Here is a 12,838-nt window from a genome sequence, read left to right on the forward strand (position 1 = left end):
AGGCCATCCGGCGCTTCCCGGCGATGGTCATCGGCAGCTCCGGACGCTGTCCGCGCAGTTCGGCGAGCCGGGCCTCGAGCGACGCGCGTTCGGCGGTGCCGGGGGCGTAGGTGTGGACCGGCTCGTTCGCCGGCTCGGGCACGACGGTGATCGCGTCCATGATCGACTCCTCGGTGCGACGGTTCAGCGGCTGACGAGGGCGCGGAGCAGGAAGCCCAGGTTCGCGGGGCGTTCGGCGAGGCGGCGGGCGAAGTAGCGGTACCAGTCGCCGCCGTAGGGGACGTAGACGCGCATGCGGTGCCCGGCGGCCGCGAGCCGGTGCTGCTCGGGGACACGGATGCCGTAGAGCATCTGGAACTCGAAGGTCGCCGGGTCGCGGCCGATGCCCTCGGCGACCGCGATCAGGTGCGGGTCGTGGGTCGCGATCATCGGATGGCCCGCCCCGTTCATGAGAATGCGCAGGCAGCGCTCGTACGACGCGTCGACCTCGGCCTTCGCGGAGTGGGCGACGGAGGCGGGCTCGGCGTAGGCGCCCTTGACCAGGCGCACCCGCGACCCCTCCCGGGCGAGGTCGGCGCAGTCGGCCTCCGTGCGGCGCAGCGCGGCCTGGACCACGGCCCCCACCCACGGGTGCTCGGCGCGCAGCTTGGCGACCGTCTCCAGCGTGGTGTCGACGGTCGTGTGGTCCTCCATGTCGACGGTGACCGTGGTGCCCGCACGGTCGGCCGCCGCACAGATGGCGGCGGCGTTGTCCAGGGCGAGGGTGCCGGGCAGGGCACCGCCCAGGGCCGAGAGCTTCACCGACACCTCGGCCCGGTCGGCGAGGCCGTGGGCGGCCAGGCCGTCGAGGGCGGCGACGTACGCGTCGCGGATCGCGACGGCCCGGGCGGCGTCGGTGGTGTCCTCGCCGAGGTGGTCGAGGGTGACGAGCAGACCGTCGGCGGTGAGGTCCGCGGTGGTGGCGAGGGCGGCGTCGAGCGTGTCGCCCGCGACGAAGCGGTCGACGACGCGGCGCGCGGCGGGCGCCCCGGTCACGAGGCGGCGCACGAGGGGGCGGCGGCTGAGGGCGAGTACGGACGCGCTGAACACGGCAGGTCTCCCTTCCGGCCTCCGGCGCGGCGGGTGGACCGACGAGCGCCGGTGGGGGACCACGGTAGGGGCTCCGCGCGCCGCGGCCCACGGACGGATGTCCGAGGTTGCGGCCCGATCGCTCATACACTTGTCCGATGGAGCTGCAGGAGCTCGTCGACGAGGTCTCCCGCGTGCTGGGCGAGCCCGTCGTCCTGGAGGACCGGGACTTCAACCTCGTGTGCTACGGCGCGCACCCGGACGAGCTGGACCCCGTCCGGCAGCGCTCGATCCTGCACCGGCGGTCCGCTCCCGAGGTCCAGGACTGGTTCGAGCGCTTCGGCATCGCGACCAGCGAGCGGCCGGTGCACACGCCCGCGGACCCGGGTTTCGGCGTCGTCGCGCGGGTCTGCCTGCCGGCCCGGTGGAACGGCGTGACCTACGGCTACGTCTGGGTGCTCGACGCGGCCGGCCGCCTCGCCGGGCCCGAGGCCGACGAGCGGCTCCATCGCGTCATGCGGCACGCGGCGCGCGCCGGCACGATCATGGCCGGGCAGGCGCGTACCCGCGAGCACCTCGCCGAACGGGCCCATGACCTGCTGGCCGGCGACCCCGCGACCGCGGAGATCGCGGCGGTGGAGATCGACCGCCTGGGTGCGCTGGCCCGCGACGTCCCGGTCCGCGCGGTCGCCCTGCACCTCGCCGAGGGCGGCCCGGTGCCCCCGCTCAACCTGTGGCGGCTGCCCCGCGCGGCCGTCGCGACCGCCGCCGACGACCCCGCCGACCCGACCGTCCTGCTGCTCACCCCCTCGGCCGACGCGGACCACCTCGCCGAGGCGGCGCGCCGGCTCTACGCCGACCGGCTCGACGGCGTCGATCCCGCCCGGCTGGTCGCCGGGATCGGCGGGGAGCGGGCGGACCTCGTCGGGCTGCGGGACAGCGTCCGCGAGGCGCGGCTCGCCGCCCGGGTGGCGCACGAGGTCCCGCAGCTGCGCCCGGTCGCGCGGTGGGACGCCCTCGGTCCGTACCGGCTGCTGGCCTGCGGGCCGCGTCCGGCACTGCGCGAGGGCGCGATCGACCCCGCGGTGCGCCCGCTCTTCGACCACCCGGTGCTCGCCGAGACCGCGGCGACCTGGCTCGACCTGGCCGGCAACGCGCAGCGCACCGCCGGGGCGCTCGGCGTGCACCGGCAGACGCTCTACTACCGGCTGGGGCGGATCGCGCAGCTCACGGGCCTGGACCTGGCCGACGGGCGGGATCGGCTCACGCTCCACCTGGCCGTGACCTTCCGTCCGCTGGTGGGGTGAGCGACCCGTGGCGCGCGCCGGCGGCCTAGCATCGCTCGCGGACCGACGAACCCGAGCACCGTTCAGCCCCGTGCGGTCGCGCGACCCCCGAGGAGAGCGGTGAGGGTGAGCCCGGACAGGGCCGGCGTGGACTCGCCGCGCCGCGTCGCGGCCGTGCGCGCCCCGCGGCTGCTCGAGACCGGCCCCGAGGAGGCGTTCAACCGCCTCACCCGACTGGCGGCGATCCTCCTCGGCACCTCGATGGTGGCCCTGACGGTGGTCGACGACGTGCGGTCCTTCCTCAAGGGCGCGCCGCACCCCGAGGCGATGACCGGCCGGGACGGCATCTACGAGGCCCCGGTGTACGACGCCGCCTGCCATGTCGTGATCGACGCCGGGGACGAGATCTGCGCGCCGGACGTGTCCCTGGAGCCCCGGCTGCGGGACCTTCCGCAGATCAAGGAGTTCGAGGCCGCGGCCTGGCTCGGCGTGCCGATCCTCGATCCCGACGGGTACGTCGTGGGCAACTTCTGCGCCATGGACCGGGTGGTCCGGGAGTGGACGGACGAGCACCGCGAGGCCCTGCGCGGGCTGGCCCTCGTGGCCGGTGGCGAGATCGCGCTGCGCCGCGCGCTGGCCGACGCGGCCCGGGCCACCGCCGAGGCGGAGCGGCACGCGGCGGAGGCCGAGGAGCTGGCGTGGACCCTGCAGGCCAGCCTGCTGCCCCCGCGGCCGCCGCGGCTGCCCGGCGCGACGATCGGCGCCCGGTTCGAGCCGGGCGGGACCGGCGTCGAGGTGATGGGGGACTTCTGGGACGTCGTGCCGGTCCCGGGCGGCTTCGGCCTGGTGGTCGGCGACGTGTGCGGCAAGGGCGCCGCGGCCGCCCGGACCACGGCCCTGGCCCGTTCCGCCGTCCGCACGGCCGTTCTCGGCGAGCCGGCCGACGGCGACGGCGCCGCCGTGCTCCGGACGCTCAACGACGTGCTGCTGGGCTGGTTCTCCGACCCGATCTTCGGCGGCCGCGTCGGCTTCGTGTCGGCGACCTACTGCACCTTCCGGCGCCCCGTCGCGGGCGGCGCGTGGCAGGTCGACGTCGCCGGTGCCGGCCACCCGCCGGGCCTGGTGCGGCGCGCGGCGGGCGCCGTGGAGCACCTGACGGGTGGCGGCATGATCCTCGGACTGACGCCCGGCGCGGTGGTCGGGTCGCAGCGGCTGGAGCTCGGCCCGGGCGACGCCCTCGTGCTCTACACCGACGGGGTGACCGAGGCGCACCGCGTCGGCGACCCCGACCAGTTCGACGAGACCGGCCTCGCCGCGGTGCTCGCGGACCTGCCGGCGGGCACCGGACCGCAGGACACGGCCGAGGCGCTGGTCGACGCCGCGCGCAGCCGGTCGGACGGCCGGTCGCCGGACGACGCGGGCGTGGTCGTCGTCCGGATCGGGAACCCCGACCCCACAGGGCGGTAGCGCCCGCACCCGGGTGCACGAGTACCGGGGGAGGAGCGAGCGGAAGGGGGACCGGGCGGGGTGACCGTTCCCGAGCACGACGACGCCTCGTCCCTGCTGCGCGCGGTCACGGCCGCGGCGGGCGGGACGGCCCACGTCCACCTCGTGGGGCGGCTGGCGCCCGAGTCGGCGCCCGACGCCGTCGCGCACCTGGCGGGCCTCCTGCAGGGCTACGACCGCGTCGTCGTGGACCTCGGCGAGCTGCGGGTCGAGCGGCTCAGCCTGCTCGCCGTCCTGGCCCGCGCGGCGCGCGACGCCGGCGGCTGGCCGGACGCCCGGCTCGCCCTGGTGGCCCGGGACCCCCAGCTCCGGCACATGCTGCGCGCGGCCGGGGTGGCCGACCGGGTCGCCGTCGCGCACGGCCCGGGCCTGGCGGTCGACCGTGCCGAACGCCGCCCCGCCGTCGTCGACGCGACGTGGGTCCTCCCGCCCGAGCAGGAGATGACGGGCCGCGCGCGGCGGGCGGTGGAGGGGCGGCTCGCGGCGTGGGCGTACCCGGGCGACGCGGAGGACGTCGCGCTCGTCGTCAACGAGCTCGTCGCCAACGCGGTCGAGCACGCGAGGACGACGTTCACGCTCACCGTGACACTCGACCGCAACGGCCTCCTGATCGCCGTGGGCGACCGTTCACCGCTCCCACCCGTCCTCCGGTCGCACGATCCGGGCGCCGCGCGGGGCCGTGGCCTGCAGCTCGTGGAATCGCTGGCCGAGGAGTGGGCCGTGGTCGACCGCGGCGAGGGCAAGGTCGTGTGGGCCCGGGTCGCGGCCCGCTGGGGCTGAGGTGGGAACTCCCCGGGAATTCCGGTCCGTCCACCGCCGTTGCCCCCTGATCGGGCCCTTTGGACACCGCCATCGGGATGCGTGACACTGATCGGACCCGATCGGAACGGGAAGAGGTGAGAAGGGGTCGCCGCGGCGCCCCCGTTTCCGTGACAGAGCCCGAGCACGCCCCTCGCGGGTCGGTCCTCGAGATCGACACGCGGATCGACACCGCGCCGTACGCGGCCGTGGTGGCGGACGCTGCCGGGATCGTCCAGGCCCTCAACCGGGCCGCGCGCACCCTGCTGCCGGCCGTGCGCGTCGGCGAGACCCTCACCGCGACCGCGCCGGCATGGCTGGCCGCCTCCCACGCGAACCTCGCCCACGCCGCCGGCCCCGGACCCGTCGACCAGGGCTGGGTGGAGCGTCGCAGCCTCGAGGGCCATCCCGTCCGGCACGACGACGGCACGGTCACGTGGTGGCTCGTCGACGACACCGACGCCCGGCTGGCCCGCGAGGCGCTGCGCTCCGAGCAGGCCCGCACGGCGTTCCTGACCGAGGTCTCGACCGCGCTGCTCGGGTCGCTGAACCTGCAGCGCTGCATGGAGATCACCGTCGGCCTGGCGACCGAGCACCTCGGCGACGCCGCAATGGTGATCGCCCCGGCGGCCCACGGCGGCCGGTACCCGACCGTGAGCGGCGTCCGCGGCGGTGAGGTCGCGCACGACGTGCTCGACGTCGACGTCGAGGAGGTCCCCGGCCTCCCCGAGGCGCTGCAGGGCTTCCCGCCGGTGCCCTCGCGCTGGCTCGACCCGATGTCACTACCGGACTGGCTGCGGCCGACCGGTTTCGGCGAGGTCGGCTCGATCGTCGTCACCCCGCTGCCCGGGCACGGCGTGCCGGCGGGCGCGCTGATCCTGGTGCGCGGCGCGGGGGCCGCGGAGTTCAGCGAGGACGAGGAGGTCGTCGCGCGGCTGTTCGCCACCCGCGCCGGTGTGGCGATGTCCGCGGCCCGCCTGTACGACCAGCAGGCGTCGATCACCGAGACGCTCATGCGGGACCTGCTGCCGCCCACCGTGCACCGGCTCAGCGGTGTGGAGTTCGCGGCCCGCTACCGCCCGTCACAGGACGGCGAGCGGATCGGTGGGGACTTCTACGACGTGCACCCGGCGAGCCGGGACGACGAGGAGTCGCTCGTCGTGCTCGGCGACGTCTGCGGCAAGGGCCTCGACGCCGCCGTCCTCACCGGCAAGATCCGCAGCACGCTGCACGCGCTGCTCCCGCTGGCCGGCGACCACCTGCGGATGCTGAAGCTGCTCAACGGCGCGCTGCTGAACACCCACGACGCGCGGTTCGCCACGCTCGTGCTCGCCTCCGTCGCCCGGGCGGGTGGCGGCGTGCGGCTGCGCCTCACCTGCGGCGGCCATCCGGCCCCGCTGGTCGTGCGGGCCGACGGGCGCGTCGAGGAGGCCCCCACGCGGGGCACCCTCATCGGCGCGATGCCCGAGGTCAGGGCCACCACGGCCGAGCTGACGCTCGGCCCGGGCGAGACGTGCCTGATGTACACGGACGGCATCACCGAGGCGAAGGGCGGCCCCTTCGGCGACGAGCTGTTCGGCGAGCGGCGCCTGCACCGGGCGCTCGGCGAGTGCGCCGGGATGCCGGCCGAGGCCGTCGTCGAGCGGGTGCAGATGCTGGCGTCGCAGTGGCTCGGGCGCGGCGCGCACGACGACATGGCCGTACTGGCGATCACGGCTCCCCGCGGGCAGCACCTCACCGCCGTCGGGGGGCACGGCCGAGGCAGGTACACCGCATGACCGATCCGACGACCCGTACCCCGACCGGGCCCGAGGAGTCCCTCTCGCAGCACGCCCTCCGCCAGTACGCCGACGCGTTGTGGACCGCCGCGATCGCGGGCGACGAGTACGCGGCCACCGACGCGGTGCTCGACGCGCTCGACGCCGGCGTCGACCCCGAGGCCGTCCTGCTCGACGTGGTGGGGGCCGTGCAGCGCAAGGTCGGCCTCGAGTGGGCGGCCAACCGGATCAGCGTCGCGCAGGAGCACACCGCGACGGCCATCGACGAGCGCGTGATCGGCGCGGTCGGGCACCGGGTGCGCACCGAGCCGCACCTCGGGCGCATCGCCGTCGCCTGTGTCGACGGCGAATGGCACGCCCTGCCCGCCCGGTTGCTCTCCGAGGTGCTGCGGCTGCGCGGGTTCCGCGTCGACTACCTCGGCGCGCAGGTGCCCGCCCCGCACCTGGTGGAACACCTGCACCGCACCGCGCCCGAGGCGGTGGCCCTCTCGGGTTCCCTCGCGACCCGGCTGCCCACCGCCCACGCCACCATCACCGCCTGCCGCGCCACCGGCGTCCCCGTGATCGCGGGCGGCGCCGCCTTCGGCCCGGACGGCCGCTTCGCCCGGCTGCTCGGGGCCGAGGCCTGGGCGCCCGACGCCCGCGCCGCCGCCGACCGGCTCGCCGCGGGCCCGCTGCCCCGGCCGGAGAACAGCACGCAGGCCGTCGACGACCTGCCGCACCTCGCGGACCAGGAGTACACGATGGTCACGCGGACCGCGCCGCAGCTGGTCAAGGCGATGTACACGGGCCTGGAACGGCGGCTGCCGGTGATGGCGCGCTACACCGACCAGCAGCGCCAGCACACCGCCGAGGACCTCGACCACATCGTGCAGTTCCTGGCGACCTCGCTCTACACGGGCGACGACGAGCTGTTCGGCCAGTTCCTCGGCTGGACCGCGACCATCCTGGAGGCCCGCTCGGTGCCGGCGGCCTTCCTGGTGCCCGCCCTGGAGCTGCTCGGCGAGGAGCTGCGGGACTTCCCGCGGGCCACGGCCCTGTTGGAGGGCGCCCGCGCGCAGCTCTCGGCCTCCCTCGTCGGCACGAAGGAGCCGGCGTGACGGCGGGCGAGCGGCTCACGTGCACCTGGGCGGTCGTCGGCCGGCGGACCGGCCGGCTCACCATCGTGGGCGACCTCGACCACGACCAGGCCGACGAGATCAACCGCGTGCTCGCCGAGGGCCTCGCGGCGCACCACGGGCTGCGCGCGGTGCATCTCGACTGCGCCGAGGTCGCCTTCTGCGACTCCTACGGCCTCGCCGCCCTGCTGATGGCGCACCGGCACATCCGGGCGGTCGGGGCGCGGCTGCACCTGGACAACCTCCAGCCCGGCCTCTCCCGCCTGCTCGAGCTCACCCACACCCTGGAGTTCCTCACCGCCGAGGCCGCGCCCTCGCGGGCGGAGAAGTTCGACACCTGAGTCCGGTCAGACCGGCTCCGCCGGCACCTCCACGGTCACGACCGTGCCGCAGGAGGTGCCCGGGGCGAGGGTCAGGTGCCCTCCCGCGGCCTCGATCCGCACCGCGTGGGAGGCCAGGCCGATGTGCCCCCCGCCCGGACCGGCGGCGTCGGGGCCGACGCCCACGCCGTCGTCGGCCACGACCATCCGGGCGCGGCCCGCGGCGAAGGTCAGCGTGACGTCCGCGGTGCGGGCGCGGGCGTGCTCGGCGACGTTGGCCAGCAGCTCGCGGGCGGTCCGGTGCAGCAGGGGATCGGCGCTCGTGCGCAGGTCGGGGGGCCAGCCGTCGGCCCGGACGTCGGCGGTGAACCCGCCGCGCGCGGCCGCGGTCGTGGCGAGCTCGCGCACCGCCGCCGGCAGCCCGGCCTTGGCCAGCACCGCCGGGTGCAGCTCGGCGACCGTGGAGCGCAGCAGCCGCGAGGTCTCGGTGAGCGCGCGGTCGAGCCGGTCGAACGCCTCCGGGTCGCCGGTGTCGCGGGCGTCGTCGAGGTCCATGCGGGCGGCCAGGACGTACTGGAGCGCGCCGTCGTGCAGGTGCTCGGAGAGCGAGCTGCGTTCCCGCTGCTCGAGGTCGCCGAGCTCGCCGAGCAGCTCGCCGCGGGTCTGCACGAGCCGCCCGATCTGCGCGACCCGGGACCGCTGGATCCGGGAGAGCCCGAAGCAGCCCGCGGCCACCCCGGCCGCGATCGCCGTGCGCAGCAGGAGCGAGCTCCACGGCTCCTGGTTGGCCCCCATCGTGGCGATCCCCGCGACCAGGTAGACGACGACCGTCGGGACCACGACCGCCGCACACACCCGCGGGCGCAGCTGGGTCGCGGCCAGCACCGGGAGCAGGAGGAACCCGGTCGTCACCACGTCGGAGGTCCAGCTCTCCGGGGTCGAGACCCCCGTGAGCAGGGTGAGCGCCGCCAGGACCACGAGGTCGCCCAGCAGCGCGACCCACGCGAGCCGAACCGGGCGGTCGCCGCCGCGGTGCACCCAGACGGCGACCACCAGCGCGAACACCGCGTAGCAGGCGGCGATCACCGCGCAGGTCAGGACGTCGTGGGCCGGCGGGACGAACGCCACCGTGAGCGCCACGAACACGACCAGCACCCAGCGCAGGGCGACCTGCAGCCGGACGCCGCGGCGGGCGTGCTCGACGGCCACCGCCAGCACTGCGGGCCCGCCGGGAGGAACGGGTGCGCCGGTCGGAGTGCTCATCCATCCGTCCTTCGGTCGTGGTGTCGGCATCCTGACCCTCCCTATGCTTCATCCGTGACCGCCGGCCGAGGGGGCGACGCGCGCATCCGCGTGCTGGTCGCCGACGACCACCCGTTCTTCCGCGACGGCGTGGCGCGCGGACTCGTGCAGAGCGGCCGGATCGAGGTGGTCGGCGAGGCGGGCGACGGGCGCGCGGCGCTCGAGATGATCCGCGACGAGTCCCCGGCCGTCGCGCTGGTGGACTACGAGATGCCCGACGTCGACGGTCTCGGGGTGGTCCGTGCCGTCGTCCGGGACGGGCTCCCGACGCGGATCCTGCTGCTCTCCGCCCACACCGAGAGCGCCGTGGTCTACCAGGCGCTGCAGGAGGGCGCGGCCGGCTACCTGGCCAAGGACGCCCGCCGGGCGGAGATCGTGCAGGCGGTGCTCGACGTCGCCCACGGCCGTACCGTCGTGCCGCCCGAGCTGGCTGCCGGCCTGGCCGGCGAGATCCGGATGCGGGCCGCGTCGGACGGGCCGGTGCTCAGCGAGCGGGAGCGGGAGGTGTTGGCGGCGTTCGCGCGCGGCCTGTCGATCCCACAGGTGGCGAAGGAGCTGGTGATCGGGGTCAGCACGGTCAAGACCCACACCCAGCGGCTCTACGAGAAGCTCGGTGTGTCGGACCGGGCGGCCGCGGTCGCGGTCGCGATGCGGAGGGGACTGGTGGAGTAGCAGGCGGGCCGGTCACGTGCCCGGCCCCGCAACGGGCGACGGGCCCGCGCGGGCGCGGGCCGTCGGCTGTCGTCGGCGGTCGTCCTCACATACCCGGCATCCCTCCCATCCCGCCGGTGCTCCCGGTCCGGCCGGTGCCTGCCGTCTGGTTGCCGTTCATCTGGCTGTTGCCGTTCATCTGGCTGTTCCCGGACGCCAGCATCTTCGTGAGCGCGGCCTGGGTGGCGGCGTCCATCTTCCCCGTCTGCGGGAGCCCGGCGTCGCGCTGCAGGTACGTGATGGCCTGCGTGGTCTGCGCGTTCATCACGCCGGTGACGGGCCCCTCGTAGTAGTTCAACTGGCCGAGCTCGGTCTGCAGGGTCTCGATCGCGGCCGAGGGCGCCGGCGGGGCCGGCGGGGTGACGTGCCCGCCGTTCGCGGTGCCCCCGCCCGCCGTCCCGCTGCCCGCCGTCCCGCTGCCCGCCGTCCCGCTGCCCGCCGTCCCGCTGCCCGCGGTGCCGCTCGCCGGGTGCGCGGGCATCTCCGCCGCGTGGTGCACCGGCACCGTGGCGACCGGGGCGGAGGCGCCGGGCGCGGGAGCCGGGGAACCCGGGCCGTAGCCCAGGCCGAAGACCAACCCCGCCGCGATGCCGGCCGCCGCCGCCAGGGCGCCGACGGTCAACCCGACGCGGCGCCAGGTTTCCTTCGGTCCGGGGACGTCGGCCGGGTGGTCGGCGCCGAGGTAGGCGCCGTGTGCGCGTGCCCAGTCGTAGAGGGCGGGGGAGTAGGGCGCATCGGCGAAGGGGTTCTCCGCGCGCGCCTGCCCGGGGGCGGGCCGGTCGACCGCGCGGCCGGCGTCGGCGGTCCCGGGCTCGGCCGACCAGGTGGCGGTGGGCCGGGGGTCGGCGGACCAGGTGGCGGTCGGCCGGGCGTCGGGAGCGGGGTCCTGCGGGGCCGGGGCGGCGAAGGGGTCGGTGGTGCTCATCGGATTCTCCTTCCGAGGTGGTCCGGGGCGTTTCGCTCCGTCGCCGAGGACTCTCCTGCGGAAGGGCGGCCGCCACCGTCGACCCGGCGGCCGATGCCGCGGCCGATGTCGCCGTCGGCCGATCGGGGGACAGCCCGTCGGGCGGCCCGCACCCGTGGCCGTGATCGACGGGCGGTGGTCGACGGCGGTGGTCGACGGCGGTGGTCGTGGGCGCGAGCCCGGCAGGGGCGAGGACCACGGGGCCGTGGATTCCGAGGCTTCGGTCCCTTCTCGGGGCCCCCACCGCGCGGACAAGGTCACGGGACGGTCACGATCGGGTGCGGTCGCCATCCCGCGCGGCCGTCCCGCCGTACCACGGGAGCCGGAGAGTCCGGCCGACGAGAGGAGCCCCATGACCCGCTCGCACGCCGCGACCGTCGCCTCGCCGGCGGTCGTGACCCTGCTGCGCGTCCTGGCCGCGCTGTCCGTGCTGGTGATCGTCATCCAGGGGGTGACGGCCGGCGAGATCCTCTCCCGCAGCGCGACCGCCGCGATGCTGCACTCCGGCGGCGCCGTCGTGGTGCACGTGCTCACCGGGCTGACGGCGATCGCCGCCTTCCTCGTCGTCCGCGCGACGGGAGGCCCGTGGTGGCCGCCGATCCTCGCCGCCTGCCTGTTCGTGGTGACCTTCCTCCAGGCCTACCTCGGCAGCCACGGGGTGATGGCGGTGCACGTGCCCCTCGCCATGATCTGCCTCGTGGGGGCGGTGTGGGTGCTGGTCTGGTCACTGGCCGCGGGTCGGACCCGGGCCTGACCGCCGGGCTCCGCGGGGAACCCGGGATGGCATGGCGGGCCCGGTCGGTCGACGGGTTCCCCGACGACCTGCTGCTCGCCGGTCTGGCGTCGGGCGATTCCGAGCTGTCGGTCGCCTTCGTGCGCCGCTTCCAGAGCCGCGTCTTCGGCGTCGCGATGGCCGTGCTCGGCGACCCGCGCCAGGCCGAGGACGTGGCGCAGCTGGCCTTCGAGCGCGCCTGGCGGCACGCCGCGGTGTTCGACCCGCGTCGGGGGTCGGTGACGACCTGGCTGACCGCGATCACGCACCACCTCGCGATCGACGCGGTGCGGGCCCGGCGGGCCGCCCCCGTCGACCCGATGGACCTGGAGGAGGTCCTGGGCGCCGGCCCGGACGGCCCGGAGCGGGCGACGCTCGCGGCCGAGTCCGCCGCGGAACTGCGGGCCGCGATCCGCGCGCTGCCCGCCGAGCAGGCCCGCGCCCTGGTACTCGCCGCGTTCCGGGGCCTGACGGCCCGCGAGGTCGCCGAGAGCGAGGGCATCCCGCTCGGCACGGCGAAGACCCGCATCCGCACGGCCATGCTGCGGCTGGCCGCGGCCCTCGAGCCCGAGCGAGACCCGTCGTGACCGGCCCGGAGTGCACCCGGTGCCGGGAACAGGCCCCCGAGCTCGCCCTCGGCCTGCTCGGCGGGCACGAGCGCGCGGAGGCGCTCGCCCACCTGGAGCGGTGCCCGCCGTGTCGCGACGAGGTCGCCCGGCTCGCGGCCCTGCACGACCGGCTGCGGGCGCTCGTCCCGCCCGTCGGACCGCCGGCCGGGTTCGAGGAGCGGGTCCTGCGCCGGATCGGGCCGGTGCGGCCCCGGCGCAGGCTGCCCGGCTGGAGCCGGGTCGCCGCGGCGGCGGTCCTGGTCGGGGCGGCCTTCGCCGGCGGCTGGCTCGCCGGCGGCACGACCGCGCCGGGTGCGCCCATGGTCGCCGCCCCGCTGCTGATGGGCGACCGGCACGTGGGCGACGTCCTGGTGAGCCGGTCCCGGCCGGACTTCCTGTCGGTCTACCTGGACGTGACGCGGCCGGGGCGACTGACCTGCGACCTCCTCCGGAAGGACGGCACGGTGGCCGCCACCGCCGTGTACGACGCCGCGGGCGGCACGGAGTGGTGGGGCGTGGAGAGCCCGGCCGACGCCGTCGCGCGCGTCCGGATCGCCGACGCGGCGGGCGGGGTGGTCGCGTCGGGGGAGGTGCCGCGGCCCTGACC

General features: G+C 76.4%; 13 protein-coding genes. 10 read left to right on the plus strand and 3 right to left on the minus strand.

Features of this window, described 5'->3' with window-relative positions; translation table 11 throughout:
• Nucleotides 1–183 precede the first annotated feature (183 nt).
• A complete protein-coding gene (locus LWC35_RS28895; RefSeq protein ID WP_232873435.1) occupies nt 184–1,089 on the minus strand; it encodes a proline dehydrogenase family protein in 906 nt (301 codons plus the stop codon).
• A gap of 137 nt (nt 1,090–1,226) precedes the next feature.
• Here LWC35_RS28895 and LWC35_RS28900 point away from each other — a divergent pair, with 137 nt between their 5' ends.
• The 6 genes from LWC35_RS28900 to LWC35_RS28925 all read left to right on the plus strand — a co-directional run bounded on the left by LWC35_RS28900 (nt 1,227) and on the right by LWC35_RS28925 (nt 7,895).
• Nucleotides 1,227–2,375 carry a PucR family transcriptional regulator gene (locus tag LWC35_RS28900; protein WP_232873436.1) on the plus strand — a complete coding sequence of 383 codons (1,149 nt, stop codon included), beginning with the start codon at nt 1,227–1,229 and terminating at the stop codon, nt 2,373–2,375.
• Between the two features lie 105 nt (nt 2,376–2,480).
• The gene (locus tag LWC35_RS40545) at nt 2,481–3,821 is read left to right on the plus strand and encodes a GAF domain-containing SpoIIE family protein phosphatase (RefSeq protein ID WP_232873437.1); all 1,341 of its coding nucleotides are present in this window, start codon (nt 2,481–2,483) and stop codon (nt 3,819–3,821) included.
• Nucleotides 3,822–3,881: 60 nt separating this feature from the next.
• Entirely contained in the window at nt 3,882–4,640 is a 759-nt protein-coding gene (locus LWC35_RS28910; RefSeq protein WP_232873438.1) for an ATP-binding protein, read from the plus strand.
• A gap of 149 nt (nt 4,641–4,789) precedes the next feature.
• A complete protein-coding gene (locus LWC35_RS28915) occupies nt 4,790–6,436 on the plus strand; it encodes a SpoIIE family protein phosphatase (RefSeq protein WP_232873439.1) in 1,647 nt (548 codons plus the stop codon).
• On the plus strand, nt 6,433–7,536 hold the full coding sequence (locus tag LWC35_RS28920) for a cobalamin B12-binding domain-containing protein (protein ID WP_232873440.1): 1,104 nt from the start codon (nt 6,433–6,435) through the stop codon (nt 7,534–7,536). Before LWC35_RS28915 ends, LWC35_RS28920 begins: the two co-directional genes overlap by 4 nt.
• Nucleotides 7,533–7,895 carry an STAS domain-containing protein gene (locus tag LWC35_RS28925; protein ID WP_232873441.1) on the plus strand — a complete coding sequence of 121 codons (363 nt, stop codon included), beginning with the start codon at nt 7,533–7,535 and terminating at the stop codon, nt 7,893–7,895. Before LWC35_RS28920 ends, LWC35_RS28925 begins: the two co-directional genes overlap by 4 nt.
• A 6-nt stretch (nt 7,896–7,901) precedes the next feature.
• Here the strand turns inward: LWC35_RS28925 and LWC35_RS28930 are convergent, their stop codons facing one another.
• Nucleotides 7,902–9,137: a sensor histidine kinase gene (locus LWC35_RS28930; RefSeq protein WP_232873442.1), complete on the minus strand. Its 1,236-nt coding sequence runs from the start codon at nt 9,135–9,137 to the stop codon at nt 7,902–7,904.
• Between the two features lie 54 nt (nt 9,138–9,191).
• Here LWC35_RS28930 and LWC35_RS28935 point away from each other — a divergent pair, with 54 nt between their 5' ends.
• Nucleotides 9,192–9,848, plus strand: coding sequence for a response regulator (locus tag LWC35_RS28935; protein ID WP_232873443.1), 657 nt, complete (start codon nt 9,192–9,194; stop codon nt 9,846–9,848).
• A gap of 85 nt (nt 9,849–9,933) precedes the next feature.
• Here the strand turns inward: LWC35_RS28935 and LWC35_RS39685 are convergent, their stop codons facing one another.
• Entirely contained in the window at nt 9,934–10,812 is an 879-nt protein-coding gene (locus tag LWC35_RS39685; RefSeq protein ID WP_269804996.1) for a peptidoglycan-binding domain-containing protein, read from the minus strand.
• A 391-nt stretch (nt 10,813–11,203) separates the two neighbouring features.
• Here LWC35_RS39685 and LWC35_RS28945 point away from each other — a divergent pair, with 391 nt between their 5' ends.
• From LWC35_RS28945 to LWC35_RS28955, 3 genes are read left to right on the plus strand one after another with little or no spacing between them, the layout of a single operon-like run.
• The gene (locus tag LWC35_RS28945) at nt 11,204–11,605 is read left to right on the plus strand and encodes a hypothetical protein (RefSeq protein ID WP_232873444.1); all 402 of its coding nucleotides are present in this window, start codon (nt 11,204–11,206) and stop codon (nt 11,603–11,605) included.
• 26 nt (nt 11,606–11,631) lie between these two features.
• A complete protein-coding gene (locus LWC35_RS28950; protein ID WP_232873445.1) occupies nt 11,632–12,210 on the plus strand; it encodes an RNA polymerase sigma factor in 579 nt (192 codons plus the stop codon).
• A complete protein-coding gene (locus tag LWC35_RS28955) occupies nt 12,207–12,836 on the plus strand; it encodes a hypothetical protein (RefSeq protein ID WP_232873446.1) in 630 nt (209 codons plus the stop codon). Before LWC35_RS28950 ends, LWC35_RS28955 begins: the two co-directional genes overlap by 4 nt.
• The last annotated feature ends 2 nt before the right edge of the window (nt 12,837–12,838 follow it).

Source organism: Pseudonocardia kujensis (assembly GCF_021283305.1).
GTDB classification, from domain to species: Bacteria; Actinomycetota; Actinomycetes; order Mycobacteriales; family Pseudonocardiaceae; genus Pseudonocardia; species Pseudonocardia kujensis.